Origin of the sequence: Micromonospora sp. URMC 103 (genome assembly GCF_051386435.1) — a bacterium.
In the GTDB taxonomy this organism is placed as follows: domain Bacteria; phylum Actinomycetota; class Actinomycetes; order Mycobacteriales; family Micromonosporaceae; genus Micromonospora.
The window spans coordinates 943,986-970,855 of the sequence record NZ_JBPQTR010000005.1 but is presented as its reverse complement, the minus strand read 5'-3'; the positions used below and the strand labels follow the sequence as shown (position 1 = coordinate 970,855).

Genomic DNA, 26,870 nt, shown 5'->3' with positions numbered 1-26,870 from the left:
GACGTCCCGCGGGCCGGTGGTATTCCCTCAGCCACCATCTTCATGGACCATCAAGTCCATAGACGAGGTTGGCATACGGCCGGCGGGCCCCGCCTTTACGGTGGATGGCCTGTGCAACTCGCCCCCACCGTACCATCCGCCTGACCCTGAGCATGGACTTGACCGACCAGTTGGGCTGGGGCTAGGTTCGGGGCGTCCGACTGGGTGCGTCCGCTGGCGACGAACTTTCCGACCTGCCCATCGGCGCCGAGTTCCAGCGACCTCGCACGATTCCGGAAACCGGGTGCCGCCGGCCCTGATCGTCATTTGGGCGAAACGCCGCAATGCTGGTGAGAACGGGACTCGCACGTCACGACCGTGCAAACGAGGACTGGATACAGGGAGGCGCCGGATGAAGGCGATCGTGGTGACGGACGAGGCCGCGGGAGTAGCCGGGATGACGCTGGTGGAGCGGCCCGAGCCGGCACCGGCGCTGAACGACGTCGTCGTTCAGGTTTACGCGTCGGGATTCACTCCAGGCGAGCTGACCTGGCCCTCGACCTGGACCGACCGCCTCGGCCGTGAGCGCACGCCGTCGATCCCCGGGCACGAGCTGGCCGGAGTGGTCAGCGCTCTCGGCTATGGCACGACAGGACTGTCTGTGGGACAGCGGGTGTTCGGCCTCACGGACTGGACTCGCGACGGCACCCTGGCGGAGTACGCGGCTGTCGAGGCGCGCAACCTTGCGCCGCTGCCGGCCGACGTCGACTTCACGGTGGGCGCGAGCCTGCCGATTTCGGGCCTGACCGCGTGGCAGGGGCTGTTCGAGCACGGTCGCCTTCGGGCGGGGCAGAGCGTCCTCGTGCACGGCGCCGCTGGTGGAGTGGGCTCGATGGTGACGCAGCTCGCACACGAGGCCGGGGCCTACGTCATCGGCAGCGGACGCACCGCCGACCGTGAGACGGTGCTCGACTTCGGCGCGCAGGAGTTCGTCGACCTCGAGCACGATGCCCTGGAAGACATCGGCGGGGTCGATCTGGTGTTCGACGTCATTGGCGGCGACATCGGGAAGCGGTCCGCATACCTGGTCCGAGCCGGAGGAACGCTGGTGACCATCGCCGGGCCGCCGGAGGCACGGCCCGCAGATGGCTTGGCGGTCGATTTCGTCGTCGTGCCCGATCGCGCCCAACTGGGCGAGGTCGTCCGGCGCGTGCGGAACGGACGACTGCGGACAATCATCGGCACCGTCGCCACCCTCGACGGCACCGTCGCCGCCCTCAACCCGACCGAGCGGACCAAGGGGAAGACGATCATCCGCGTTCGCTCGTAGGGACTGGACGCCCGAGCACGAGAACGGCCCCCGCAGGAGCGAGAAGTACGCCGACGGCTGGGCCTGCACCTCCCGTCGACGACCTGCGGCTGGGCGAGTACGACCACCGCCACGAACCGGAATTGAGCTGATGACCATCAACGAGGGCACATCCCCTATGACCGCTCCCCACGCTCCCGGGTTCGACTTCCAGGTCGTCCACGACGAGAAACTCGCCACCTACAACGCCGTCGTCGGCGGCCGTGAGGTGGCCGGGCTGACCTACGACGTCGCCCGCGACAACCGGCTCGTGCTGCTGGCCACCTCGGTGATCCCCGAGTTCCGCAATCGGGGCATCGCCACCGAGCTGATCCGGCGCGTCCTGGACGACGTGCGCGTGCAAGGCAGGACGGTCACCATCCGGTGCCCGATCGTGCGCACCTTCATCGAGCACAACCCCGAGTACGCCGACCTCATCGACCCTGAGCACCCGGGAGTGACCCCGGGTCGCACCCACATGTCCTAAGCAGCTCTCCGGTAGGAAGTGTGACAATGACGATCAATCTCGAGGCCGAGGCGGCCACCCGGGAAGAGAACAACGCGGCGCTCATCGCTGCTCTGAACGAGACAAGTCTCCGTGACGTGGATTCCAGCTGGCAGCTCGATGTCGTCAACGACGCGGAGCACGGCCGATGGGTCGCCCTCCTCGGCGCCGACGCGATCGCCGAACTCACGTACCGGTTCGTGGGCGGCCGCGTCGTACTGCTGACGACCTGGGTCGACCCCGCCTACCGCAACCATCGGGTGGCCACGGAGCTCGTCGCTCGCGTGCTGGACGAGGTTCGCGAGAGCGGGAAGAAGATCACCATCATCTGCCCGGTCGTCGGTAGGTTCATTGCCCGCCACCCGGAATACCTCGATCTCATCGACAAGGTCCGCCCCGGCGCCGGCGCCTACCCCCAGCACGCACCCGTGAAAGGCGACCACGACGAGCTCGCCGCGTTCGAGAAGGACATGACGTAGCCGTTCGTCGTTCGACTCGTTCAGCAGGGACGCGGAGACACCGGAGACCCTCCGTTTCGTCGTGACGGGGGCAGGCGAGGACCGATACAGAGGGGTGTCCACATGAAAGCGATCGTGGTGACGGACCGGGCCGCGGGAACGGCGGGGATGAGGCTCGCGGAGCGGCCCATACCGGACGCGGCGAGGCTCGCCAGTCTTGAGGGCGCGAACTACGGCGATGTCGTCGTGGAAGTTCATGCGTCGGGATTCACCGGGAACGAGCTGGAATGGCCCTCGACGTGGATCGATCGCCTCGGCCGTGACCGGACGCCGTCGATCCCCGGCCACGAGGTGGCCGGGGTGGTCACCGCCCTCAGCTATGGCACAACCGGCCTGTCGGTGGGACAGCGGGTGTTCGGCCTCACGGACTGGACTCGCGACGGCACCCTGGCGGAGTACACGGTCGTCGAAGCGCGCAACCTTGCGCCGCTGCCGGGCGACGTCGACTTCACGGTGGGCGCCGGCGTTGCGATGGCGGGCCTGACCGCCTGGCAGGGCCTGTTCGATCACGGCCACCTCCTGGCGGGGCAGAGCGTCCTGGTGCACGGCGCGGCCGGCGTGGTCGGTTCGATGGCGACGCAGCTCGCCCGTCAGGCCGGCGCCTACGTCATCGGCACCGGACGTGCCAGCGGCCGGCAGACCGCGGTCGACTTCGGCGCGCACGAGTTCGTCGACCTCGACAACGACACCCTGGAAGACGTCGGCGGAGTCGATCTGGTCTTCGATGTCATCGGCGGCGACATCCAAAGGCGGTCCGCGGGTCTCGTTCGCGCCGGTGGAACGCTGGTGACGGTCACCGGGCCGCCGGAGGCGCGACCCGCTGACGGCCTGGCGGTCGATTTCGTTGTCGTGTCCGACCGCGCCCAGCTCAGTGAGATCGCCCGGTGGGTCCGGGACGGACGCGTGCGGACGAACATCGGCACCGTTGCGGCCCTCGACGACGCCGTCGCCGCGTTCAACCCGACCGAGCGGACCAAGGGGAAGACGGTCATCCGCGTTCGTCCATGAGGACTCGGAGGCGGAGCCGCGTCACCAGCCGGCGACCTCGACGGCCGAGTTCGGCCGGCGTGGACGGGCGCCACGCCTCGGGTCAGCGCGTCAACCGGTCGCGCAGGACGCCGACCCCGTCGCCGCCCAGTTCGTCGAGCACGACCGACCGACCCGTGAGGGCGAGCAGCAACGCCTCGGCCGCGCCGCGGACGGCGGCGCCGTCGCCCGACGTCCAGCCCAGGTCGGTGGCCTCGAACCGCAACCCTCTGGTGAGTCCCCTGGGGACGAAGCCCACGGCCCGGCGGCCGGTGAGGAAGTCCAGTGACACCCGCAGCCGTTCCGGCCGCAGATCGTGCGGCAGGCCGAGCGGACGGCGCATGTCCTGCCCGTGCACCTGAAGGTCGGTGAGTTGACCGTGGAACCCCACGACCGGCGCCTTGAAGGGCGTCTCCGCGTGCGTCCGCAGCGCCGCCGCGATGTCACCGGCCGGCCGGCGGGCGACCCGCTCTGCCAGCTGCGCGTTGGCCCGGTGCGGGTGGAAGCCGTTGCGAAGGAGAAGTGGCAGCAGCCAGCGGCGGGGCGCGGCGAGCGGTGCGACGAGGTGCCCGGCCACCTGTTTGACCGTCCACGCACCACACAGGCTCGGCGTGTCCAACTGATCCTGGTCGAGGGAGTCGATCAGGTCGGCGGCGCGGCGCCGCTCGTCCGCGATCATGGGCATGAGATCGGCTGCCGACGTGTCGGGTCGTGCGGTCACGCGTGGCCTCCCAACGGTCGAGCACGCCGCTCGTTGCCGGGGGCCCCTCGTCGTGAGCGAAGGGCGGTCCCGCCACGGTACCAGGGGTGCCGGTAGAAGACGTGTCACCGGGCGGGCGCAAAACGGCGCGAGGTTCGCGGGACTGACGTCGGTTTGCGGCTCGCGGGGAGGTACCGCGGCGCCTAACGCGCCGGGCGGCGAGCCAGTGTCCACGCTCAGCCGGTGGTGGCCGCGAGGCGCACCCTGTCGTGAGGCCTTCTGACGCTGGTGGTGAGTGTGCCCGCGCGCACCGCAGCCGGCGAGGAGCCGTTGTGCGGGGCGCGGACGCCGTGGCAGTCTGCTCGGGCCCGGCCCCCGAAGGAGGCGGTTGCCCATGTTGGCGATCCACGAGGTGCGCGTCGGCCACGGTGACGCGCCGGCCGTCCTCGAGGGCGTCTCGGTGACCGTCGAGCCCGGGCGGATCCTGGCGGTGACCGGGTCCTCGGGCGCGGGCAAGACGACGCTCCTGCACACGATGGCGGGGGTGTTGCGACCGCGCGCCGGCGCGGTCGCGATCGGCGGGGAGCCCCTGCGCGACCGCGACCACGCCGTGACCCGGGAGGTCGTCCTCGTCCCGCAGGACAACGGCCTCGCCCCGGTCCTGACCGCCGCGGAGAACGTGCACGTGGCGCTCGTCGCCCGCGGCGTGCCGCCGTCGGAGGCGCGCCGGCTCACCGTCGAGGCGCTGGGCCGGGTGGGTCTGTCCGGTCAGGCCGACCAGCTCGTCGACGAGTTGTCCGGCGGGCAGCAGCAGCGTACGGCGATCGCCCGTGGCCTGGCCCTGCGCGGCGCCGTGCTGCTCGCCGACGAGGTGACGAGCGAACTCGACGCGGGCAACCGGCAACGGGTGCTGGACCTGCTACGGGAGGAGGCGGGGCGGGGCGCGGCCGTCGTGTTCGCCACGCACGACCCGGAGGTGGCCGCCGCGTGCGAGGCGGAACTGCACCTCGTCGACGGACGCGCCGAGATCCGCCGGGCCGGGAAGCGGTAGGTAACCACGAGGTATCGATCGGCAAGCGCGGGCAGCGCGACAGCCGTGACGCTCCATAGCATTCGGGCATGCTCGCGGTCATCGCCGGAGCGCTCGTCGCCCGCCGGGCCCAGGCTGTGGCGGTGCTTCTGCTCGCGATGCTGGCCAGCGCCGCCGCCGCGATCGCGCCAATGTACGTGGCCGCCGCGGGGCGGACCCTCGCCGTCACGGAGCTGTCCGGGGCCGCGCCCGAGGAACGCCGGCTGCGCTTCGTCTCACCTGTGGAGTACCCGGGGATGCCGGGCGACCCGAACCGGGGGGTGTTCGGCGGGCAGGTCGAGAGGCTCGCTCCCGACGGCTTCGACGTCGTGCTCGGCGCGCAGGCCGGCGGGGTCGCGAGCGGCGCGGCGGGCACGGTGACCACCAGCGTGGTCTACCGGGAGGAGGTCTGCGAGCACGTCGCCGTGACGGGCGCCTGCCCCGCCTCCACCCCCGTCGGGCAGCCGCCCGAGGTGATGGTGAGCGAGGCCGCCGCCGCACACCTCGGCGTCGCCGCGGGCGGTGGGCTCACCTTCGAGGGCGTACCCGTGCGGGTGTCCGGCGTCTACCGCCCACTCGACCCGGCCGACCCGTTCTGGCAGGGCGCGGACTTCCTGCGGCCACCCGCGCCGGGTACGGCGCCGGTGTCCGCGGTCGGCAGCGTCACCGACGCCATCTTCTCCGCGCCGTCGTCGCGACTCGCGAACGAGCAGGCCGTCCTCCAGCGCTCGACGGCCGACGTGTTCGTCACCGAGCGCCTGATCCTCACCCGTTCCAGCGAGGAGCTGAAGACCCAGGTGGCCGGCGCGTTGCGCGCCGGGGCGCTCGACGGACTCGGCTCGGGCAGCGGCCTTCCGGCCCTGCTCGACCGCGTCACCCAGCAGCGCGACCAGTTGGCCTTCGGGGTGAGCCTGGGTGTCGCCCTGCTCGTGGGGCTCTGCTGGCTGGTGCTCGTCGTGGCGGTCGGGTCGGCGGCCGACGAGCGTCGGCCGGAGCAGGGCCTGTTGCTGCTGCGCGGCGTGCAGCGACGGCGGTTGTGGCTGCTGGCGACCGTCGAACACGCCGTCCCGGTGCTGATCGCGATCCCCCTGGGGTGCGTCGCGGGTCTCGCCGCCGCGCAACTGGTCGCCCGGCGCACGCTGGGCGGTGACGTCGACGTCTCGCTGACCACGACCGCCGTCGCCTACGCCACCGCGGCCGCCCTCGGCGCGCTCGCCGCAGCGCTGCTCGCGCAGGCCCGTGCCCTGTCCGCGCCGATCGTCGACCTGCTGCGGCGGGTGCCGGCACGGTCGCGGGGCTGGCGGGCCGGGGTGGGGGACGTCGTCGCGCTCTCCGTGGCGGTGGCGGCCCTGGTCCAGCTGCGCTCCGGCGGGGCGCCCAGCGGTCTGGCGTTGCTGGCCCCGATCCTCGGCGCGCTCGCCGTGGGCGTGCTCGGGGCGCGGGCCGCCATGGCGTTGGGGGCGGTGGCCGGCGCCCGGCTGCTGGCGCGGGGCCGGACGGGCACCGGTTTCGCGCTCGTGCAGGTGGGCCGGCAGCCGCGGTTCCGCCGGCTGATCGCGCTGCTCACGGTGGTCGTCGCGATGCTGGCCTTCACCGTCGCCGTGCGGGACGTGGCGTCGACGGCGTACGCGGACCGCGCCACCGTCGACGTGGGCGCGGCCCGGGTGGTCGGTGTGGAGGCGATGTCCCGCCGGCGCCTGCTGGGCGCCGTCCGGGCCGTGGACCCCGACGGGCGGTTCGCGATGGCGGCCGTGGCGATCTCCGCCGCCCAGACCGGCACGTCGGTCCTCGCCGTGGACTCCCCGCGGCTGGCCACGGTGGCGGCGGCGCATTCGTCGTACGGCTCGGCGCTGGCGGACATCCCGCAGCGGCTGCGCCCGGCCCCGCCCGCGGAACCGGTGCTGTTTCGGGCGACCGCGCTCACCATGGTGCTCTCCACCAACTACGACGCCGACGCGTTCGGTGGGAACGCGCCGCGGCTCTTCGTCACGGTCGCCAGCGACTCGGGCACCCGCCGGATCAGCGCGGGCCGACGCGTGGAGCCCGGCGTCCGGGTCGCCAACCGGATACCGGTGCCCGAGTGCGCGCGGGGGTGCCGGTTCGTCTCGTACGAGATCGTCGCGCCGGTCGTGCCCCTGCCGCTGCGGATCGGCTTCGACGAGGTGCGGTTCGGCGACACCGTGGGGTTGACCGGCGCCGCCCTGGCCGACCTGCCCCGCTGGCGCACGTCCGGCGTGGTGATGGCGAGCGTCTACCCCCGCGAGGACGGCGGCGCGCTGATGCTGGACGTCCCCGACGGGCGGTACGCGACGCCGGTCGGCCTCACCGTGGCGGACTCGCCGCACCCCCTGCCCGCGTGGCTGCCCCGGGCGACGGGCGTCGGGCCCGGGTCGGCGCAACCGTACGACGGGGTGGACGGCGAGACGGCGATGGCCACGGTGGCCGGCGTGTCCGACCGGCTGCCCCGCCTCGGTTCGTCCGGCGTGCTGATCGACCTGGAGTACGCGGACCGGCCGGCCGTGGCCGGGCAGGTCGGCGTCAAGGAGGTGTGGCTGGGTCCGGCCGCGCCCCCCGACGTGCTGGACCGGCTGCGCGGGCAGGGCCTCGTGGTGCGGTACGACCGGAGCATCGCCGCGGTGCGGGAGAGCTTCGACCGGGAGGGCCCGGCGCTGGCGCTGACGTTCAACCTGCTCGCGGCGCTGGCCGGTGTGCTGCTCGGCGCGGCGGGTCTGGTGGCCACGGCGGCCGCCGAGCAGCGCAGCCGAGTCGCCATGCTGGTGGCGCTGCGGCGGCAGGGGCTGCCGGCGCGGCTCGTCCGGGGCGGCTACGGGTGGCCGGTGGCGGCGGCGGTGGCGGCCGGGGCGCTGGCCACCGTGGTGGTCTGGCTGCTGGCGCGCGGCGGGCAGCGGCTCTTCCGCGACGGCCGGTCGCCCGTGCCGCCGCCGGACTGGCCGGACGCCCTCCGCCTGCTGGTGGTGCTACTGCCGGCGGTGGCGGTCCTCGGCGTGACCGCGACGCTGCTGGGCCGAGTCGTGGCCGCTTCCGTCCGCGGCCGGAGCGCCCGGTGAGTCCGGGGAAGCCCCGCGGGGGCGTGCCGGTCACCTGCCACCGGCTGATCCACATCTATCCGGCCCGGGCCGGCGACGTCGTGGCGTTGTCGGGCGTGGACCTGCACATCGCCGCCGGTGAGATGCTGGCGCTCGTGGGGCCGTCCGGCTCGGGCAAGTCCACGCTCGTGTCGGTCCTCGGCGGGCTTCTGCGGCCCAGCGCGGGACGGGTGTTCGTGGGGAAGCACGAGCTGTCGCGGCTGTCGCCGTCGGAGATCGCCCCGCTGCGGGGCGCCGTGATCGGCACCGTGCTTCAGGGCGCCCACCGCAACCTGCTGCCGTACGTGTCGGTGCGTCGCAACGTCTGGTTGGCGCAGCGGCCGGCGGCGCGGCGGTCCGGGAGGCGGGCGGATCCGCCCGAGGCGATCCTGGAGCTGGTCGGTCTCCCCGGAGCCGGCGCGCGGCTCGCCGGCGACCTGACCCCCGGGCAGCGGCAGCGGGCGGCGCTGGCCGTGGGCCTCGCGGCCGGGCCCGGGCTGCTCCTGGTCGACGAGCCGACCAGCCAGCTCGACGGGCCGGGCCGGGACGAGGTGCTCGCGGCCCTGGCGAGCGTCAACGCCGAGCGGGGGACGACGGTGGTCGTGGTGACACACGACGCCGAGGTGGGCGCCCGGCTCGGGCGGGCCGTCACCATCCGCGACGGCCGGGTCGGCGCGGAGGGTCGCGACGGGCGGGACTTCGCGGTGGTGGCCGGGGACGGCACCGTCCAACTGCCGCCGGAGACGTTGGAGGCGTTCCCGCCCGGCACGCTGTTCGCCGTCGAGCACACCGACGGCTCCGTCACGCTGCGGGCGAGCCGGCACACCGAGGGGCCGTAGCCGGCACACCGACGGGTCGTAGCCGGCAGGGCGGGTCAGCCGACGCGCCCGGGCCGGAAGAAGGCCGGCCGGAGTCGCGGGGCCAGCACGTCGGTGACCACGATGCCGCCGAGCACGAGCATGGTCGCGATGGCCACGAGCACCGGCGGCCAGCCGCCCGCGAACGGTGCCAGGATCCCGAAGACGGGCAGCCAGGCGAGCCGGCGCCACGGCACCACCCCGGAGACCCGATAGGTGAACAGCGCCCGCCCGAGGACGAGCAGGGTGGGGCCGCCCAGCATGAGGACCACCGACCGGGCGGGGGTGTGCCCGAGCGGTTGGCCGACGACCAGGTCGAAGGCGACGGCGACGCAGACCACGCCGAGAAGGATCATCGCGTGGGTGTACGGCCCCAGCCGGGACGCCCGGGCGAGCAGGTGCCGGGAGGTGATCTGCAGGATGTTGCCGCTGCGGTAGACGTAGATCTGCCACAGCAGCAGCATCGTCACGAACGCGCTCACGAACCCGGCGAGCCGGGGCATGGAGAAATCCGAGGTGCTGATCTTGAGAGTGGGCACCAGGATGATGTCGCCGAGGGCCAGGATGACGAACTGCTGGTACCGCTCACCGAGGTGCTCGGTCGCCTTCTCGTACTGCTCGAGCGGCACCCGGCCCAGCACGGGTATCGGGTAGCGCGCCCCGGCCGCGACGTAGTCGATCGTCAGGGCGACGACCCACAACGGCCAGCGCGCCTGCTCACTCGAGAGCGCTCCGAGGATCCAGAAGACCCCGGAGACCGTGAACCAGAACATGAAGCGGGCGGCGCGCTCCTGGGCGCGGTGCCGGTGCCGGTGCAGCGTGAGCACCAGGACCACACCCCGGATCAGGTGCGGCGCCACGTACGCGCTGGCGAACACCAGGGCGTGCCCGTCGGCGGCCCCCGGCAGCGCCGCGGCCGCGGCCACGGCGCCCAGCATGCTCACCATGAGGATGACCTGGATGGGGCGCTGCTCCGGGTCGTAGTAGTCGGTGGTGACCGAGGTGACCGACCAGATCCACCAGATGGCCAACAGCATGAGCAGCGTCTCGCCGGTGGACTCCCAGGAGGTTCGCTGGGTCATGAGCATCGAGATCAGCGCGAGGGCCGCCACGAACACCACGTCGAAGAGCAGTTCGAGCAGCGTCGCACGGTTCGACGCGTCCGGGCGGCGCACCAGGCTGGCGTCGCCTCGGGTCGTCATGCCGGCCTCCCGCCGCTCTCGCCGCGCCCCGGCCGCGGGGACCGTCGCCGGCGCCGCGTCCGGTGTACGCCGTGCACCGCCGCCCCGGGCGTCTCAGCCGATTATCGGCGTTGCTGGGAGGGATCTCCCGGCTTCGGCGATTCCGTGCCGTCCGTCCCGTGCGACCGACCCCTGCGGAAGCGACTCCCCGCAGCCAGGGATCGACGGTCCCCGGACAACTCGGCCCTGGGCCGGCGCCAGCGGCGGTGCCACCGTGGTCAGCGGCACGAAACACCACTGACCAGGGAGTTGTTGTGAAGGACGTGTCCGTACCTGATCTGACCGGACGGCTCGCCGTCGTCACCGGCGCCAGCGACGGCCTGGGCCTCGGCCTCGCCGTACGCCTGGCCGGGGCCGGCGCCGAACTGGTGCTCCCGGTCCGGAACCGGGCCAAGGGCGCCGACGCCGTACGGCGCATCCGGGCGGCCGCGCCGGAGGCCGTGGTCACCACCCGCGACCTCGACCTCGCCTCGCTGCACTCGGTGGCCGCGTTCGCGGACACCCTCACCGGCGAGGGACGGCCGATCCACCTGTTGATCAACAACGCTGGCGTGATGGCGCCGCCCACCCGGCACACCACGACCGACGGCCTGGAGTTGCAGTTCGGCACGAACCACATCGGCCACGTGGCGCTGACTGCCGGCCTCCTGCCCCTGCTGCGGGCGGGCCGGGCCCGGATCACCACCATGTCGAGCAGCGCGGCCCGCTTCGGCCGGCTCGACTGGGACGACCTCCAGAGCGAGCGGCGGTACTCACCGGTGCGGGCGTACAACCAGTCGAAGCTCGCCAACCTGCTGTTCGGGCTGGAACTCGACCGGCTCAGCCGCGCCCGCGGCTGGGGCGTCGTGAGCAGCGTGGCCCATCCCGGCACCACGCTGACCAACCTGTACGCCTCCGGCCCGAGCCTCGGTCGGGAGCGCCCGTCCCGGCAGGAGGCGGTCATGCGGCGGCTGGCCCGCTGGGGGCTGTTCGTGCAGGACGTCGAGGCCGGCCTGCTGCCCGCGCTGCACGCCGCCACGAGCCCGGACGCCGCCGGTGGCCGGTTCTACGGCCCGGACGGCATCGGCCAGTTCACCGGCGCGCCGACGGAGCTGGCCGTCTACCGGTCCGCCCGCAACCCGGCCGACGCGGCCCGGCTGTGGGACGTCTCGCAGCACCTCGCCCGCGTCACCTACCCGACCACCTGATCGCCGAAGGAGACGTCATGGACCGGAGGAGGCTCGCCGAGTTCCTGCGGACCCGCCGCGAGGCGCTGCAACCGGAGGACGTGGGGTTGCCGCGCGGGACGCGGCGGCGTACGGGCGGCCTGCGGCGCGAGGAGGTGGCGGCGCTGTCGGGCATGTCGACCGACTACTACAGCCGCATCGAGCAGCAGCGCGGCCCGCACCCGTCGGAGCAGATGCTCGCCGCGATCGCCCGGGGGCTGCGGCTCACCGTCGACGAGCGGGACCACCTGTTCCGGCTCGGCGGGTACGCGACCCCGCGGCGGGTGCCCCGCACCGACCACCTCAACCCGGGGATGATGCGCATCCTGGATCGGCTGGCGGACACCCCGGCGCAGGTGGTGAACCACCTCGGCGAGACGCTCAGCCAGACCCGCCCGGCGATCGCCCTGCTCGGTGACGAGACCCGCCACACCGGACTCGCGCGTAGCCTGCACTACCGCTGGTTCACCGACCCGGAGACCCGGCAGCGGTACGTGAGTGAGGACCACGCCACCTGGAGCCGGTTGATCGCGGCGCACCTGCACGCCGCGTACACCCGCGACGGCGCGGGCTCGCGCGCGGCGGAGCTGGTCGACGGGCTGCTCGCCGCGAGCCCGGAGTTCGCGGCGCTGTGGCGGGAGCATCCGGTGGCCGGGACGTTCTGCCCGCCGAAGCGGTTCCAGCATCCGCGGGTCGGGCGGCTGGAGCTGCACTGCCAGGTGCTTGTCGACCCGGACCAGTCGCAGACGCTGCTGGTCTACACCGCGGTGCCGGGCACCGACAGTCACGAGAAGTTGGCGTTGCTGTCGGTCGTCGGCGATCAGATGGCGGACCTTCCGGGCTGATCAGCCGGCGTGGCGTACCTCCGTCCGCCAGATCTCGGCCCACGGCCGTCGCAGGCCCGTGCAGAGCCAGATCGGCCCGCCGTTCTCGTCGTTGTCGACGTCGACGCGCTGGTCGACGCGGCCCGCGAGGGTGACGTCGGTGAACCATTCGCGCAGCTGGTCGGGGCGCTCCCAGCCGACGGCGATGGCCACGTCCGCGTCCGCGGGCGGGCGCCCGAAGTCGACCATGCTGTTGTGGCCGGAGTAGGCCGGCGGCAACCCGCGCGCCGGACCGTAGCGGGCCACGGCGCCGGCCTCGCCGTAGTTGCCGGTGAGGACGACCGCGCGCTGCCGCTGTTCGGCGGGGAGCGCCCGGTGCACGGCGGCGAGGGAGTCGGCGAACGCCGGCCAGCCGATCGTCTCGCCCGCGTCGTAGTTGACGTCGACCACGAACGCGGGCAGCCGGTCGGCGGGCAGGGTGGGCAGCAGCAGCACGGCGTTGGGCGCCACGAAGAGCAGCGCGCCGACGACGAGCAGGCCGCGGCGCAGCACGGTCGACCCGCGGGCGGCCCACGCGACGGTGAGCACGGCACCGGCGGCGGCGAGCACCAGCAGCAGAGGGGCGTCGTAGTAGCCCTTGCCGCCGGCGAGCAGCACGATCGCGAACACCACGAGCCACGCCCAGCCCAGCGCCCGGTACGCGCGCCAGACGGGCCGGCGCAGCAGGGCCACGAGCCCGGCGATCCAGATGGGCACGGCGTAGGGGCTCACGATGACGAACTGGAGGGTGAGCGCGTCGAGCCGGCCGCTGTAGGAGCTGTCGCCCCCGGAGATGGCGGCGGCGACCGACAGCTGCGGGAAGCCGTGTGCGGCCTGCCAGACGAGGGTGGGTGCGGCGAGCAGGAGGGCGACGGCGGCGGCCGCGTACACCCACGGGTCGCGTAGCAGCCGTCGCGGTCCGGCGATGGCGATCCCGGCGAGCAGGCCGACGGCGAGCAGTGCGGGCAGCAGCTTGTTGAGCATGCCGACGCCGACCGCCAGCCCGATGCCGAGCGCCCACCGGGCGTCGCCGGTGCGCAGCAGCCGGACCGCGTAACGGGCGGCAACGAGCCAGACCAGCATGTCGACGGTGGTGGTGCTGAGCAGGTGCCCGCCGGCCAGCACGAGACCGGAGCTGCCGGCGAGGAACGCCGCGAAGCTCTGCGCGCCGCGCCCCGCGCCCAGGTCTCGGGCGATGGCGGCGACCACCAGCACGCAGGCGCCGGCGATCAGCGCGGACGGCGTGCGCAGCGCCACGAGGCTGCCGGGCGCCACCGTGTCGGCGAGCCGGGCCAGGGCGGGGACCAGGGGGCCCTGGTCGACGTAACCCCAGTCGAGGTGTCGCCCGCAGAGCAGGAAGTAGAGCTCGTCGCGGTGGTAGCCGTAGCGGGTGGACAGCAGCAGCAACACCAGGGTCACCGCGCCGGCGACCAGCCAGGGCCCGCGGCTGCGGGGACCGGGGGCGGGCGGCGCCGCGACCGCGCTGGGCTCGTCGCGGCGCGCGTGGCGCCGGTCGGCGACGGATTCGGCCACGTCCATATCATGGCCGGCCGCCGTCCCCGCCGGTGTCCCGTGGGAGGCGCGGTCCGTAACGGATCGGCCACGACCCGGTGGTCAGGTCGTCGCCACGGCGTCGCGGGCCGGTTCGGCGGCCGCCGGTGCGGGCCACGCCACCCGGCGTACGCCCGGAACCAGCGCGGTGCCGGCGCAGGCCACCAGGACCAGCACGCCGGCGACCGCGAGGGGCACCGGGTCGCCCCAGACCCGTGCGGCGACCGGCGCGAGGGCGTAGCCGAGCGGCATGGCGCCGAGCGACACCAGCCAGTCGTACGAGGTGACCCGGGCCAGCACGTGCGGCGGGAACTGGCTCTGCACGACGGTCTCCCAGACCGGGTTGAGATAGCCCAGGGCGGTCAGCGCCACCCCGTACGCGACGACGACAGCCGGGGCGGGCGCGGCCACGGCGAGCAGGATCAGCGGCGCGGCGTAGCTCGCGAGGCCGAGGTTGGCCGTCAGCACCGGCCGGCGGGGCCGGACCCGGCCGGCGATCAGCGAGCCGGCGAGCATGCCCACCGCTCCGGCCTGGAGCAGCAGCAGCCACACCCCTTCGCCGCCGAGGCGGTCGACGGCGACGGCCGGGCCGAGGGTGGTCAGCACGGCTGCCGCCCCGTTCCACGTGCCGTGCCCGATCAGGCTGCTCCAGAACCACGTCCGGGTCCGCACCTCGCGCCAGCCGTACAGCAGGTCGGCGCTCATCGACCGCCGTTCGGGTCGCGACACCCGACGCACCTTGATGACCGCGAGCAGCGCGGCGCTGACCGCGAAGGAGGCGGCGTCGAGCACGAATGCCCAACCGGGTCCGGCCGCCCAGACAAGGGCCCCGGCCAGGGCGGGACCGGCGAGGCGGCTGGCGTTGGCGGTGGTGCCGAGCAGCGCGTTGGCCCGTTGGCGGTGCGCCGGATGGACCGTGCCGGCGACCAGCGGGGACGCGGTGGGCAGCGCGAACGCCGCGGCGGTGCCGCCCACCGCGGACGCCACGACGATCGGCGCGAGCGACGGGTCACCACCCAGGAGTTCGATGCCGACCACGAGTTGGGTGGCGCAGCGGGTGAGGTCGGCGACGAGGGCGACGAGCCGGGCGTCGAACCGGTCGGCCGCGATGCCGCCGAGGGGGAGCAGGACCAGCCGGGGCAGCATGGCGGCCCCGAGGACGAGGGCCAGGGCGGTGGTCGAGCCGGTGGCACGGAGCACGGCGAGCGCGAGGGCGGCGGGCACGACGGCGTCGCCGACGGCCGAGACCGTACGCCCGACGAACAGCAGCCGGAACGCCCGCAGGCGCAGGGGATGAGTCACCGCCACAAGATATTTCGATGCCAAACATTTCGGCAACGAATATTTCGACGCCGTAGTACTGTGAGTGGGTGACGACGCGCGACCGCACCGACCTGCACGTGGAGCGCTGGCTGCCCGTGCTGCCCGATCTCGACCCCGATGTCGAGGGCGCCGTGACCCGGATGCTCCTGCTCACCCGACACCTGCGGGCGGTGAAGGAGCGGGCGCTCGTCGACGCGGATCTCCCGGCGCACGAGTACGACACGCTGCACGCGCTGGCCGGGCGGCGGGGCCGGGCCGCCCCCTCGGAACTCGCCGCCGACCTCGGCGTGGCGCCCGCCTCGATCACCGCTCGGGTGGACGCGCTGGTGCGGCGGGGCTTCGCCGAGCGGATTCCGTCCACCACCGACCGACGGCGGGTGGACGTGGCGCTGACCGAGGCCGGTCACGAGGCCTGGCGGGGCGCGCTCGACCCCCGGGGTGTCGAGGAGCGCCGGCTGTTCGACGCGCTCGACCCGGACGAGCGGCGCCTCCTGTCCGACCTGCTGCGCCGCGTCCTGCTGCTCGCCGAGCGGCCGGCCGACTGAACCGGTGGCGCGTACGGGCGGAAATTCCGTGGCGTGGCGCGTACGCCCGCTGGCAGGGTGGCCGGCATGACGGCACAGGCTCTGGCTGGTTCGCTGGCCGACGACGCACGCCGGCGGGTCTTCGCGGCGGTCGTGCTGGGCGCGACCGACGTGCGGCAGGTCGTCGACCGTGCCGGCGTACCGGCGCGCGAGGTGGTGACGGCGCTGCGCCGGCTGGCCGACGCGGGCCTGGTGACCGGGTCCGACGGCGCGCTGGCCGTGGACGCGGAACGACTGCGGGAGCTGGCCCGCACGCCGCAGCCGGCGCGCCCCGCCGAGGCGCCGGAGGACCGCGTGCTGCGGACGTTCGTCCGCGACGGCGTGCTCGTGGGCCTGCCGGCGCAGCGCGGCCGGCGGCGGATCGTGCTGGAGCACATCGCGAGCCGGTCGTTCCTGCCGGACACCTCGTACCCGGAGCGGGCGGTCGACGACGCCCTGCGCCCGTGGTGCGCCGAGGGCGGGTCCGACCACGTGACGCTGCGCCGGTACCTGGTCGACGAGCTGCTGCTCACCCGGGAGCGCGGCGTCTACCGCCGGTCGGACGACGGCCGCGCCGGTAATTCCGTTGACCCCGCGGCGACGATCAACGGGTGACGACCGATCTCCGGGCGGCCTGGGCCGTCCGCCCCACCCATCCCGACCAGCCCGAGGCGGCGACTCTGCTGCGGGAGTACTTCACCGAGATGGTGGTGCGCTACCACGGCCGTCCCGCGGTGCCGGGCGAGGTCGAGGCCGCCATGATCGAATCGCCCAGCGGCGACCTGGTGGCGCCGACCGGGGTGCTCCTGCTCGCCCGGCACGAGGGGCGGCTGGCCGGCTGCGCGGGGCTGCGCTTCCAACCAGGCTGGGCGGAACTCACCCGGGTCTACGTCCGGGCCGAGCGGCGCGGCCGTGGCGGCGGCGCCGCCCTGCTCGCCGCGGTCGAGGCGTACGCGCGGAAGGCCGGTGCCGACCGGATCCGGCTGGACACCCGCAGCGACCTGGTCGAGGCCCGGGCCCTGTACGCGCGCCACGGGTACGTCGAGATCCCCGCGTACTCGCACGACATCTACGCCGAGCACTGGTTCGAGAAACGTCTCGGCTGAGCGGTTGACGAGCACGGCGGTTCGCGCTATCACAGAAGAGGAAGTTGAGTCGGCCGGACTCAACCCGAGACCTTCGGCCAGGAGAACCGAGGAGGCACGACAATGCTGATGCGCACCGACCCGTTCCGTGAGATCGACCGGCTCGCCGAGCAGTTCTTCGGCACCACGGCCCGCCCGGCCGTCATGCACATGGACGCCTACCGCGACGGCGACTACTTTTACGCGGCGTTCGACCTGCCGGGCGTCGACCCGGACAGCATCGACTGCACCGTCGAGCGCAACGTGCTGACCGTCCGCGCCGAGCGGCGCCGGCCCACCGACGACAAGGTCGAACTCGTGGCCGCCGAGCGTCCGATGGGGATCTTCACCCGTCAGCTCTTCCTCGGCGACACCCTCGACACCGACAACCTCGAGGCGGGCTACGACAACGGCGTGCTCACGCTGCGGATCCCGGTGGCGGAGCGCGCCAAGCCGCGGCGGGTGCCGGTCACGGCCAGCGCCAACGGACACAAGCAGATCAACGCCTGAGCGGGTCAGGGCGGGACGGCCGGTGCGGCCGTCCCGCTGCCCGCGGCGGCTCGGCGGGATAGAGGGCCGCGAGCCGGTGGGCCGTCGCGGTGAACCGCTCGCGCAGCTCCGCCGGGGCGAGCACCTCGACGTCGGCGCCGAGCTTGAGCAGCTCGACGTGGCCGTGCTTGATCGACTCGATCGGCACGGTGGTGCGCAGCCAGCCGTCCGCGTCGGGTTCACCGGCCGCCGCGTGGGCCGCCCGGCTCATGGCGGGCGGGGACACGTACGACATGAGCGCCAGCGCCGCCGGCGTCATCCGCACGTGCGCCTCGGCCCGGTAGACACCCTGCTCGTAGCGGTCGGCGTGCTCCTGCCAGCTCCGCGCCAGGTCGAAGCCGTCCGGCCGCTCGGCCGACTCGTCGAGCACCGTGAGGTCGAGGACGGCCGCCACCCGGTAGGTGCGGACCTGCCCGTCCACGGCGGCCACGAGATACCACCGGCCGGCCTTGAGCACCAGCCCGAGCGGGTCGAGCGTGCGGGTCACCTCCTGCGGCGCGCGCCACCGCCGGTAGCGCACGCGTACCCGCCGGTCGGCCCAGACGGCGGCGGCCAGCGCGGCGAGGTGCGGGGTGGGCTCCGGCTCCCGGAACCAGGTCGGGGCGTCGAGGTGGAAGCGCTGGCGGATCCGGCCGCCCCGGTCGGCCGACCCGGCCGGAAGCGCGGCCTGCAGCTTGAGTTCCGCGGCGGCGAGCACCGACCCGAGGCCCAGCTCGGCGGCGGGGCCCGGAACCCCCGCCAGGAACAGGGCCTCCACCTCGGCCGGGGTCATGCCGGTCAGCCGGGTGCGGTAGCCGTCGAGGAGCCGGTAGCCGCCGGCCGGGCCGCGGTCGGCGTACACCGGCACGCCGGACGCCCCGAGCGCCTCCACGTCCCGGTAGACCGTGCGGACCGACACCTCCAGCTCGGCGGCCAGCTCCGGCGCGGTCATCCGCCCGCGGCTCTGGAGGAGCAGCAGCAGGGACACCAGCCGACTCGCGCGCACCGACCGACGGTATCCGGACGACCGCGCGATGTCCCGGGCGCGCCTCACCCGCTTCGCCCCGCAGAACTGAGAACCTTTCTCGCATGGTTTCCTCCGAGGCCCCGGTGCTGGCCCGCCCACCGGCCGGGCCCGCGCTGCCCGCCGGCCCCGAGGACGTCACCGAGGCGTGGCTGCGCAACCGGCGGCTGTCCGCGCACACGCGCGACGCGTACCGGCGGGACATCGCCGGGTGGCTCACCTGGTGCGCGCAGCGGGAGCTGGATCCGCTGGGCGCGAGTTTCCTGCACGTCAACGAGTACGCCCGCGCGCTGGAGGCCACCCGCAGCCCGCGCAGTGGCCGGCCGCTGACCCCGGCCACCGTGGCGCGGAAGCTGTCCGCCCTGTCGAGCTGGTACGACTTCCTCGCCAAGCTGCGGGCGGTCGACGTGAACCCGGTCGCCGGCGCGGACCGGCCCCGCATCGACCGGGACCACTCGGCCACCGTGGGGCTCACCCCCGAGGAGGTGGACGCGCTGCTGGCCGCGGCGGAGGCGGAGACCGGCCCGACCGCGGCGCGCAACCGGGCGGCCGTCGCGCTGCTGGCCGACCTCGGGCTGCGGGTGAGCGAGCTGGTGTCGCTCGACGTCACCGACCTCGGCGCGGAACGGGGGCACCGCAGCGTGCGGTTCGTGGGCAAGGGCGGCAGCGCCCGCCGTCGCGCGCTCACCCCCGGCACGGCGTACGCCGTGGACGCGTACCTGGCGCAGCGCGCCGCCGCGGCGGGTGTGCCGGCGAGCGAGCTGACCGGGCCGCTGCTGGTGACCGCGACCGGCGCCCGGCTGGACCGGCACGCGGTGTTCCGGCTGGTCCGGCGGCTCGCCCGCTCAGCGGGCATCCCGGCGTGGGCGAGGTTGTCGCCGCACTCGCTGCGGCACGCCTTCGCCACCACGGCCCGCTCGGAGGGCGTGCCGCTGGAGGACGTGCAGGACGCGATGGGGCACGCCGACCCGCGTACCACCCGCCGTTACGACCGGGACCGGCACAACCTGGACCGGGACCCGGCGTACGTGATCTGGGCGGCCCGGTCCCGCCGACGGGGCTGACCCGGCCGGCGGCCCGCTGCCGGGCCGGCCGCACCCGCGCCCCGGGTACGGCCGGCCCGCTCGGTCAGCCCTGCGCGCGGGGGCAGATGCAGAACGGCTGCCCGATCGGGTCGACGAGCACGACCCACCGCTCGCCGCCCGGTTGGAAGGCGGGCTTGGACGCCCCGGCGGCCACGAACTCCTTCTCGGCGAGGGCCAGGTCGTCGACGTACAGGTCGAGGTGGTAGCGCTTCTGCGCGGCGTCGTCGGGCCAGGACGGCGGCCGGTAGCCCTCGACCAGCCCGAAGCCGATCGACACCCCGTTGCCGCTGATCATGGCGTACTCGGGCTGGCTGTGCGTGACGTCCCAGCCGAGCACCCGGTGGTAGAAGGCGGCGTGCGCGGCGGGATCGGAACTGTCGAGGTTGACCATGGCGAGGTCGGCGTTGACTGTCATGGGGCCACCCTCCACCGCGTACCTGCCATCTTCTGTCAGGTACGCGGTGCGATCAGCGCAGACGTCGCTTGACGGCCCGCGCGACCCGCTTCGGGTCGCGGATCACGGCCACCTTGCGGAGCGCCTCGGCCACCTGCCCGGCCCGGGAACCCTTGAGGGCGCGCAGCTCGGCCCGCAGCGCCCGCAGGCGGTTCTCCCGCACCTTGAGCTGCTGGTCACGGAACCGGATGGTGCGCTCCAGGCCGGCGACGTGGCCGGCCAGCTCGACCGCCCGCACCCGCGCCGCCTCGGCGTCAGCGAGCACGGCCCGCAGGTCGGGCCCCGTGTCGCCGGTGTCCGCGTCGACCGCGGCGGCCACGGCGTCGGCGATGCGGCGACCCCGGTCGAGCACCGCGGCGTCGGCCTCCTCACCGGACATCCCCAGCCACATCGTCACCAGGTCGTCGGCGGTCAGCCACGGTGGCCACGGGTGACGGTGGTGGCCGTCGACGAGGCGGTCCCGGAAGCGGTGCCAGGCGGCGGCCAGCAGCTCGGCGGGCGACGCCGGCTCGGCGGCGCGCCAGGCCAGCAGCCCGCGGGCCAGGCCGTCGCCGTCGACGCCGGTGTCGTCGAGGCGGACGACGAGACCCGCGCCGCCGGTGCGGGCCCAGTCGCCCAGCCGCGCCGCCACCCGGCGGAACCCCGGCACGTCCTCGGCCGCCGCGAGCCGCAGCAGCAGCCGCTCCACCGTCTCGGTGTCGGGCACCTCCGCGTCGGCGTCGAGAGCCACGAGGTCGCCCGCCCCGGTCGCTCCGGCGACGCTGACCCGCCACCGGTCCCCGTCCCGGTCCGCCACCAGCAACCGGCCCGGGCCGTCGGCCTCGGCGTACGCGGTGTGCGGGGGCGCGCCGGCGCCGCACACGGCGAGCCAGCCGGGCGCCACGGCGCCCAGCAGCCCCGCCCGGGCGGCGTCGTCGGCGCCCGGCGCCACGGGCGCGAGCAGCGGCTGCCGGGCCGCGGCGGCCTCCAGCGCGCGTACGGCGAGACGGGCCGCCGGGTGACCCGGGCGGCCGGCCGCGGCGGCGTCGACGTCGAGGAGGGTGTGCATGGTCCCCGCCACGTCGAAGCTCGCGTAGAGGGCGCTCACGTCGAGGCCCACGGCGGTCAGCGCGGCCCGGAACTGGACCGGCGAGGTGGGCCGGGCCGGGTCGTCGTGCAGCGGCCGCCACTCGTCGTCGCCGTGTCGCTGGGCGGCGGGCCGGCGGTCGAGCAGGTTAGGAAGGCCGAACTCGTTCGTGAGCCCCACGAGGACGGTCGCGCCCGCGGCCGCGAGCCCCGCCATCGCCGCCGCGCGGCGCGGCCAGTCCAGCTCCGGCGAATCGGCGCCGAGCACCCGGTCCAGGCCGTCCGCGGCCACGATCAGGTCGTACGCGGCGCCGCCCTGTTCGACCAGGCCGTCGAGCGCCCCGGCGACGACCCGCACGTTGCCGACGGTCAGCGCCTCGTGCAGCGCGGTCGCGTCGCTCACGGACCGGAGCAGGACCGTGACGGCCCCGCTGCAGGCGGCCACGGCCTCGACGACGTCGGCCTGGTGCGGGCCGAGCACGAGCGCGTGCGACGCCTGGGGCAGCAGGTCCGCCAGGAGCGCGGTGAGCGCCGGCCCGCCGGCCGGTGTCCGGGGGCCTGTCGCGTCGCTCCACGGCTGCATCTCGCCGCGGACCACCGCGACGCCGGTCGGGCTGGTGTCAGTCACGCTGGTTCCAATCGAAGAGCATCCGCAGCTCGGCGGGGGACAGGAGCCACGGCCGGCCGAGTTCCAGGTCGGTGATCTCCCGCGCGGTCGCGAGGTCGATGTCCTTGCCGTGCATCTCCGGCCAGAGCCGGGCCACGCGGGCCGTCCCACCGAACAGCGGGTTCTCGCCCTCCATGGCCATCGGGTCGCCGTAGACGGCAGGCTGGCAGCCGGCCGCCACACCGTAGAAGACGGCGGTGCTGAGCCGGTTGGAAGCCACCCGCTTGTGCCTGCGGAACGCCTCGAGCTGCTTGTACAGGAACCGCCGGTCGGTGCCCTCGTAGTTCCAGCCGCGGCGGCCGAAGCAGATCACGTCGAACCCGGCCCGCTCGTAGACGGCGCGCACCTCGGGACGCTCGTACTCGGTGTAGTAGAGGCTGACCGTCACGGGTTCGGTCTCGGTCTCGCGGATCTCGTCGATGAGGCGGGCGTGGTCACCGTGGATCTTGCCGCCCTCCCAGCCGTGGAAGAGGAACCACAGGGTGCCGCGGCGCTCGTCGTCGGGTGTGCGGCCGAGGTCCGGCTCCAGGTCCTGAAGGTAGAGCCAGGGCGCGCCCACCACGTGGTAGTTGCGCCGGCCGAGGAAGTGGCCGCGGCGGCGGGGCGCGTCGCTCCACACGTACCGCCACGCCCCGTCGAAGAACTCGTGCACCGGGTTCCAGCCGCAGGCGACGTTCCACCCGTGCTGCAGGTATCCGCGGATGCGGGGCGGGAACTCGTCGTCCAGACCGCAGTGCCGGGCGAGGATGTGCGCCTGGCCGTAGTAGTGGTTGTGATGGTGCACGTCATTCCACCTCCAGGTGCAGGCGGCCGGCCCGGGGCAGGATCCGCACGGCCGACGTCCCGACGGTCAGCTCGATCGGCAGCCGGGCCGTGAGGAACGCGTCGGCCTGCACCGCGTACGGCGACGTCCCGTCCGGTGGCACGACGAACAGCGTCCAGTCGGTCGCCTCCCCGGCCGTCGGCGCGGGTGGCAGCAGGTCGGTCAGCGTCACCTCGGCCGACCAGCCCTTCCCGTCGTGGACGTCGCGGCACGGCACGTCGACGTGCTCGTCGGAGCCGTCCCGGAAGCGCCGCCACACGACGCGACCCGGGTCGCGCCCCTCCCACCACGGGCCGGTGACGACGAGGCGCTGCCCGTCGGCCACCTCGGCGGCGTCCGCGTGCAGCCGCACCGGCCCCTCGAACAGGTTGACGTACTGGCCGGGCGAGCGGGTGACCGTCAGCAGCCGACCGTCGTGCACGGCGTACAGCGACCGTCGCAGGCCGGTGGCGAGCAGCAGCGGCCCGTTGCCGCCCTCGTCGAGGCGCGGCACCCGGGCGGTGCGCCGGCTGAACGGGTCGTCCGGGTTGGCCGTGTCGATGAGGTCAGCGATCGGGATCCGGGCCGTGAAGCCGCGCCCGTCGCCGTCCGGCCGCGTCCGCAGGGGGACGCGCAGCGTGCCCGAGGACCGCGCCAGGCGCAGCGCCGCGTCGGTGGCGGGCGCGGACAACCGCCCGGACAGGACCAGGGCCTCGCCGTCGACGCCCGCGTCGGTGACCTCGACCGGCCGCAGCAGGGGCCGCAACATGAACCGGTCGCCGCCGCTGGTCGGCTGCAGCCACAGGTCCTCGGTCACCCACGCGCCGTTCGGGTACTGCCCGCCGCCGTAGCCGACGGTCAACAGCGGGCCCCGGCGGCGCAGCGGGCCGACCCGCAGGTCGACGCTGAGGCGCGGCCAGGACCCGTCCGCCGAGACCCCGGTGAGCAGGTTGCGCGGCACGCGCGCCTCGAAACCGACCAGCGCCATCTCGCCGTGCGAGTCGCGGGCCGGGAACCGCCGCACCCGCAGCGGAGTCGTCCGCAGCCCGCGTACCAGGGACACCCGCAGCCGCGAGGTCTCGTCGAGCGGGTCGGGCGCGTGCCGGATGTCGGCGGTGCCCCGCACGACGAGGGCGGTGTCGTCCCAGTCGACGCCCGACACCGTCGTGTGCAGGCTCAGGTCGCGCCGGGGCAGCCGGTAGAGCCGGCGGGACACCGACCCGCCGCGCGGCCTGGGGTACGGCGTCGCGTACCGCCACGGCACGACCGGGTCGCGGCGGGCCCGGACGCCACCGCGCGCGCCGGGGCCGACGCGGAACTCGGCGAGCCGGCGCAGCAGGTCGGCGTCGCCGGCGGCGAGGGCCTCGATCTGGAGTCGTTCGAAGGACCGGGCGCGGCCCAGCACGTCGGCGTCGAGGCGGCGCAGCAGCCGCTGGCCCAGCTCCACGAGCGGCTGCTGGTCGTGCTCCGCGACGGTGCCGAACCCCTGCACGACGGTGGGCAGGTCGACCTCGGCGAGGTGGGCGTGCACCGTGGGCCGCAGCTCGGGTCCGCGCTCGTCGACCAGGTCGAGCACCATGAGAGCCGAGACGATCCGGTCGGCGAGGTTGCCGAAGACGTACTTCTGCTGGGTGATCGACTCGCCGGACTCCCGCTCCCGCCAGTAGTAGACGGGGGCGCTGAGGCAGTCGACGGTGACGGCGTCGAGGTGCGCCCGCAGCGCCACCGGGTAGTCCTCGTACCGCATGGCCGGGAACTCGTACCCGTTCTCGGTCCAGAACGACCGGCGGTAGACCTTGTTCCACACCATCCGGTCCAGCGCCAGCGCCGGGTACTCGAGGATGTGGGTGACCTCCCGGTCGGCCGCGAAGATCGTGCGGTGCAGGTACGCGGCCCGGACCCCGAGCGTGTTGTTGAACCGCCGGGCGTTGCCGCCGGCCAGTGAGGAGCCGGTGCGGTCGAGCGAGCCGACGAGAAGCTCGTACGCGTGCGGCGGCACCAGGTCGTCGCCGTCGACGAAGGTGAGGTACTCGCCGGTGGTCTGCGCGATGCCGGCGTTCCGGGCCGGGCCGACGCCCTGGTTCTCCTGCCGGACGAGCCGGAACCGCGGGTCGCGGGCGCAGAAGTCGGCCACCAGCTCGGCGCTGCCGTCCTGCGACCCGTCATCGACCAGCACCACCTCGAAGTCGTCGAACGTCTGCCGGGCGATCGACTCCAGGCAGTCGCCGAGGTAGGGGGCGAGATTGAAGAAGGGAACCACGATGCTCAGCCGCGGCGGCATTCAGGCCTCCGTCCGGTCGGCGCGGGACGGAGTGGACGACGCGTTGGAAACCACGACACCAGTTTTCGGGGAGGAAGCGGGCCGGGAAGCCGCTGCGGTGATCTTCGAGCGGCGCCCAGACTAGCCGAGCGCACCCCCCACCAACCCGGTCCACGCGCGACAATTCACCTGCGCTTCGGCACCCCGACACGACGGATTCACCCGGCCACCGGGCCGCCGCTTCAGCAGAGCAGCTCCAGGCCGTGGTGGGCGTCCGCGGCCACGTCCTCGTGCCGCAGCCAGCGGCGCGCCCACAGCCGGGCGGCCAGCTCCGCCTGCTCGTCGCCCCACGCCGCGTGCTCCACCAGCAGCGCGGCGGTCAGCGTGTGCGCCAGACGCAGGGCCAGGCCGCGCGCCCCGGCGACCACCGCCGTGGACTGCGGGTCGGCCGCGACGCCGGCGAGACGCTCGCGCAGCTCGCCGGTCACGCCCGCGAGGGTGTCGGCCAGCGCGGGCGAGACCGGCCGGGCCAGGTCCGCGGCGGCGTCGAGGCGGCGCAGCAGCGGCGGCCCGGCGTCCTCACGGGTCACGGCGCGCAGCACGTCGAGGGCGAGCACGTTGGTGGTGCCCTCCCAGATCGGCAGGACCTGCGCGTCGCGCAGCAGCCGCGGCACCCCCGTGTCCTCCACGTAGCCGGCGCCGCCGAAGCTCTCCACGTACTCGCTGGCGGAGGCCACCGCGAGCCGCCCGGTGGCCAGCTTCGCCAGCGGCGCCACGATGCGCAGCTCCGCCGCCGCGGCCGGGTCGGCGCCGACCTCCACCCGGCCGAGCAGCGCGAAGGCGTGTCCGGCGAGGACGAACGCGCCGGCCGCGTCGACGGCCAGGGCACCCAGGGTGGCCCGGTGCAGCGGGGACACGGCGAGGGCGCCGCCGGCCACGTGCCGTGCCGAGGCGTACGCCCGCGCGTAGGCGAGGCCACGGCGCATGCCGCCGGCGGCGGCCGCGGCGTTGTGCACCCGGGTCACCACCACCAGGGTCATGGCCCGGGCGAGCCCGGGACTCGCCGGGTCGCCCAGCGGCAGCGCGTACGCGTCGCGCAGCCCGATCTCGGCGGTGGGCAGCGCCCGGGTGCCCAGCTTGTCCTTGAGCCGGTGCACGGTGACGCCCGGCGCGGGCGCGTCCGGAGCCTCGCCGGTGGCCAGCGGCGAGTCCGCGGCGTAGCGGGGCACCAGGAACGGGGCGAGCACGCGGCTGCCCCGGCCGGCGCCCTCCGGCCGGGCCAGCGCCACGGCCATCGCCGAGTCGGCCGCCGAGCAGAACCACTTCTCCCCGGTCAGTCGCCACGAGCCGTCGGCCGCGGGACGGCCGGTGGTGCTGGAGCGGGCCAGGTCGGAGCCGCCCTGCGACTCGGTCATCCACTGGCCGCTGGTGATCGCCGTCGCCGGGTCGGTGGAGACGAGTCGGGGCAGCCAGGCGTCGCGTACCGCCGGGTCGACCTCGGGGAGGCTGAGCAGCGCGGCGGCCCCGTCGGCCATCGCCACCGGGCAGGAGAAGGTGGCCGACTCCGGCCCGTACAGGTGCAGCAGGGCGTGCTGGACGACCCGGGCCGCGGCGCCCCAGGTGCCGCGCGCCGACTCCAGGTACGGCAGGGCCACCACGGCGTGCCGCGCGGCGGCGGCGCGCTGTGCCTCCCACCCGGGGGACGTGTCGATCCGGTCGATCCGGGCTCCCCACGGGTCGTAGCGCACCAGCGTGGGCGGGTGGGCCTCGGCGTCGGCGTGTGCGGCGCGCAGCGGCCCGGTCACCTCGGCGGCGAGGTCGGCGAGGCGGTCCTTCGCGGCGGCGTGCCCGGCGGCGCCGAGCTGCCGCTCCAGCCAGGAGCGCAGCAGCGCGTCGCCGGCGTACGGGTCGTCGGGGGCGGGTACCGGCTGCACGTAGCGGCTCATGCTCTCGCTCCTGGCGGTGCGGGACGGGTGGGCCCGACGGTAGACGATGCGGTGGCGCCGGCGACAGAGGCGATTGCCGCC

General features: G+C 74.6%; 24 protein-coding genes. 14 read left to right on the top strand and 10 right to left on the bottom strand.

Features of this window, described 5'->3' with window-relative positions; translation table 11 throughout:
• Window positions 1–391: 391 nt before the first annotated feature.
• From ACSNOA_RS17520 to ACSNOA_RS17505, 4 genes are all read left to right on the top strand, one after another.
• Window positions 392–1,309: an NADP-dependent oxidoreductase gene (locus ACSNOA_RS17520; protein WP_436659617.1), complete on the top strand. Its 918-nt coding sequence runs from the start codon at window positions 392–394 to the stop codon at window positions 1,307–1,309.
• 157 nt (window positions 1,310–1,466) lie between these two features.
• Window positions 1,467–1,814, top strand: a complete 348-nt coding sequence (locus tag ACSNOA_RS17515) for a GNAT family N-acetyltransferase (RefSeq protein ID WP_436659615.1) — start codon at window positions 1,467–1,469, stop codon at window positions 1,812–1,814.
• Between the two features lie 26 nt (window positions 1,815–1,840).
• Complete coding sequence (locus ACSNOA_RS17510) at window positions 1,841–2,311, top strand: GNAT family N-acetyltransferase (RefSeq protein ID WP_436659614.1); 471 nt, start codon at window positions 1,841–1,843, stop codon at window positions 2,309–2,311.
• Window positions 2,312–2,413: 102 nt separating this feature from the next.
• Window positions 2,414–3,358 (top strand): NADP-dependent oxidoreductase, encoded by a 945-nt coding sequence (locus ACSNOA_RS17505; RefSeq protein WP_436659613.1) that lies wholly within the window; start codon window positions 2,414–2,416, stop codon window positions 3,356–3,358.
• An 82-nt stretch (window positions 3,359–3,440) separates the two neighbouring features.
• Here ACSNOA_RS17505 and ACSNOA_RS17500 read toward each other — a convergent pair whose 3' ends face one another.
• On the bottom strand, window positions 3,441–4,097 hold the full coding sequence (locus tag ACSNOA_RS17500; RefSeq protein WP_436659611.1) for a maleylpyruvate isomerase family mycothiol-dependent enzyme: 657 nt from the start codon (window positions 4,095–4,097) through the stop codon (window positions 3,441–3,443).
• Between the two features lie 373 nt (window positions 4,098–4,470).
• Between ACSNOA_RS17500 and ACSNOA_RS17495 the strand changes: the two genes are divergently transcribed.
• The 3 genes from ACSNOA_RS17495 to ACSNOA_RS17485 all read left to right on the top strand — a co-directional run bounded on the left by ACSNOA_RS17495 (window position 4,471) and on the right by ACSNOA_RS17485 (window position 9,070).
• Window positions 4,471–5,127 carry an ABC transporter ATP-binding protein gene (locus ACSNOA_RS17495; RefSeq protein ID WP_436659609.1) on the top strand — a complete coding sequence of 219 codons (657 nt, stop codon included), beginning with the start codon at window positions 4,471–4,473 and terminating at the stop codon, window positions 5,125–5,127.
• 68 nt (window positions 5,128–5,195) lie between these two features.
• A complete protein-coding gene (locus tag ACSNOA_RS17490) occupies window positions 5,196–8,213 on the top strand; it encodes an FtsX-like permease family protein (RefSeq protein WP_436659607.1) in 3,018 nt (1,005 codons plus the stop codon).
• Entirely contained in the window at window positions 8,210–9,070 is an 861-nt protein-coding gene (locus ACSNOA_RS17485) for an ABC transporter ATP-binding protein (protein ID WP_436659605.1), read from the top strand. The genes ACSNOA_RS17490 and ACSNOA_RS17485 overlap by 4 nt, the downstream gene beginning before the upstream one ends.
• Before the next feature lie 35 nt (window positions 9,071–9,105).
• On the opposite strand, the gene ACSNOA_RS17480 is transcribed toward ACSNOA_RS17485, so the two are convergent.
• A complete protein-coding gene (locus ACSNOA_RS17480) occupies window positions 9,106–10,290 on the bottom strand; it encodes a low temperature requirement protein A (RefSeq protein ID WP_436659603.1) in 1,185 nt (394 codons plus the stop codon).
• Window positions 10,291–10,583: 293 nt separating this feature from the next.
• Between ACSNOA_RS17480 and ACSNOA_RS17475 the strand changes: the two genes are divergently transcribed.
• The gene (locus ACSNOA_RS17475; protein ID WP_436659601.1) at window positions 10,584–11,516 is read left to right on the top strand and encodes an SDR family oxidoreductase; all 933 of its coding nucleotides are present in this window, start codon (window positions 10,584–10,586) and stop codon (window positions 11,514–11,516) included.
• A 17-nt stretch (window positions 11,517–11,533) separates the two neighbouring features.
• Window positions 11,534–12,379, top strand: coding sequence for a helix-turn-helix transcriptional regulator (locus ACSNOA_RS17470; protein WP_436659599.1), 846 nt, complete (start codon window positions 11,534–11,536; stop codon window positions 12,377–12,379).
• Here ACSNOA_RS17470 and ACSNOA_RS17465 read toward each other — a convergent pair whose 3' ends face one another.
• Both ACSNOA_RS17465 and ACSNOA_RS17460 read right to left on the bottom strand, forming a co-directional pair.
• Window positions 12,380–13,936: a glycosyltransferase family 39 protein gene (locus tag ACSNOA_RS17465; protein ID WP_436659598.1), complete on the bottom strand. Its 1,557-nt coding sequence runs from the start codon at window positions 13,934–13,936 to the stop codon at window positions 12,380–12,382. It abuts the gene before it with no gap.
• A gap of 75 nt (window positions 13,937–14,011) precedes the next feature.
• Window positions 14,012–15,250 carry an MFS transporter gene (locus tag ACSNOA_RS17460; RefSeq protein WP_436659596.1) on the bottom strand — a complete coding sequence of 413 codons (1,239 nt, stop codon included), beginning with the start codon at window positions 15,248–15,250 and terminating at the stop codon, window positions 14,012–14,014.
• A gap of 68 nt (window positions 15,251–15,318) precedes the next feature.
• Here ACSNOA_RS17460 and ACSNOA_RS17455 point away from each other — a divergent pair, with 68 nt between their 5' ends.
• The 4 genes from ACSNOA_RS17455 (at window position 15,319) to ACSNOA_RS17440 (ending at window position 17,468) form a co-directional block, all read left to right on the top strand.
• On the top strand, window positions 15,319–15,816 hold the full coding sequence (locus ACSNOA_RS17455) for a MarR family winged helix-turn-helix transcriptional regulator (protein WP_436659595.1): 498 nt from the start codon (window positions 15,319–15,321) through the stop codon (window positions 15,814–15,816).
• Window positions 15,817–15,882: 66 nt separating this feature from the next.
• Window positions 15,883–16,449, top strand: a complete 567-nt coding sequence (locus ACSNOA_RS17450; protein ID WP_436659593.1) for a DUF2087 domain-containing protein — start codon at window positions 15,883–15,885, stop codon at window positions 16,447–16,449.
• A complete protein-coding gene (locus ACSNOA_RS17445; protein WP_436659592.1) occupies window positions 16,446–16,940 on the top strand; it encodes a GNAT family N-acetyltransferase in 495 nt (164 codons plus the stop codon). The genes ACSNOA_RS17450 and ACSNOA_RS17445 overlap by 4 nt, the downstream gene beginning before the upstream one ends.
• A gap of 102 nt (window positions 16,941–17,042) precedes the next feature.
• Window positions 17,043–17,468 (top strand): Hsp20/alpha crystallin family protein, encoded by a 426-nt coding sequence (locus tag ACSNOA_RS17440; protein WP_436659591.1) that lies wholly within the window; start codon window positions 17,043–17,045, stop codon window positions 17,466–17,468.
• Here ACSNOA_RS17440 and ACSNOA_RS17435 read toward each other — a convergent pair.
• The gene (locus tag ACSNOA_RS17435) at window positions 17,458–18,492 is read right to left on the bottom strand and encodes a helix-turn-helix transcriptional regulator (RefSeq protein WP_436659589.1); all 1,035 of its coding nucleotides are present in this window, start codon (window positions 18,490–18,492) and stop codon (window positions 17,458–17,460) included. The genes ACSNOA_RS17440 and ACSNOA_RS17435 overlap by 11 nt on opposite strands.
• Window positions 18,493–18,575: 83 nt before the next feature.
• Here ACSNOA_RS17435 and ACSNOA_RS17430 point away from each other — a divergent pair, with 83 nt between their 5' ends.
• The gene (locus ACSNOA_RS17430) at window positions 18,576–19,574 is read left to right on the top strand and encodes a tyrosine-type recombinase/integrase (RefSeq protein WP_436659587.1); all 999 of its coding nucleotides are present in this window, start codon (window positions 18,576–18,578) and stop codon (window positions 19,572–19,574) included.
• A gap of 64 nt (window positions 19,575–19,638) precedes the next feature.
• Here the strand turns inward: ACSNOA_RS17430 and ACSNOA_RS17425 are convergent, their stop codons facing one another.
• The 5 genes from ACSNOA_RS17425 to ACSNOA_RS17405 all read right to left on the bottom strand — a co-directional run bounded on the left by ACSNOA_RS17425 (window position 19,639) and on the right by ACSNOA_RS17405 (window position 26,789).
• The gene (locus ACSNOA_RS17425) at window positions 19,639–20,010 is read right to left on the bottom strand and encodes a VOC family protein (protein WP_436659585.1); all 372 of its coding nucleotides are present in this window, start codon (window positions 20,008–20,010) and stop codon (window positions 19,639–19,641) included.
• A gap of 52 nt (window positions 20,011–20,062) precedes the next feature.
• Window positions 20,063–21,742 (bottom strand): hypothetical protein, encoded by a 1,680-nt coding sequence (locus ACSNOA_RS17420; protein WP_436659584.1) that lies wholly within the window; start codon window positions 21,740–21,742, stop codon window positions 20,063–20,065.
• Window positions 21,735–22,565 carry a hypothetical protein gene (locus tag ACSNOA_RS17415; RefSeq protein WP_436659583.1) on the bottom strand — a complete coding sequence of 277 codons (831 nt, stop codon included), beginning with the start codon at window positions 22,563–22,565 and terminating at the stop codon, window positions 21,735–21,737. The genes ACSNOA_RS17420 and ACSNOA_RS17415 overlap by 8 nt, the downstream gene beginning before the upstream one ends.
• A gap of 1 nt (window position 22,566) precedes the next feature.
• Entirely contained in the window at window positions 22,567–24,864 is a 2,298-nt protein-coding gene (locus ACSNOA_RS17410; RefSeq protein WP_436659582.1) for a glycosyltransferase, read from the bottom strand.
• 221 nt (window positions 24,865–25,085) lie between these two features.
• Complete coding sequence (locus tag ACSNOA_RS17405; RefSeq protein WP_436659580.1) at window positions 25,086–26,789, bottom strand: acyl-CoA dehydrogenase family protein; 1,704 nt, start codon at window positions 26,787–26,789, stop codon at window positions 25,086–25,088.
• Between the last annotated feature and the right edge of the window lie 81 nt (window positions 26,790–26,870).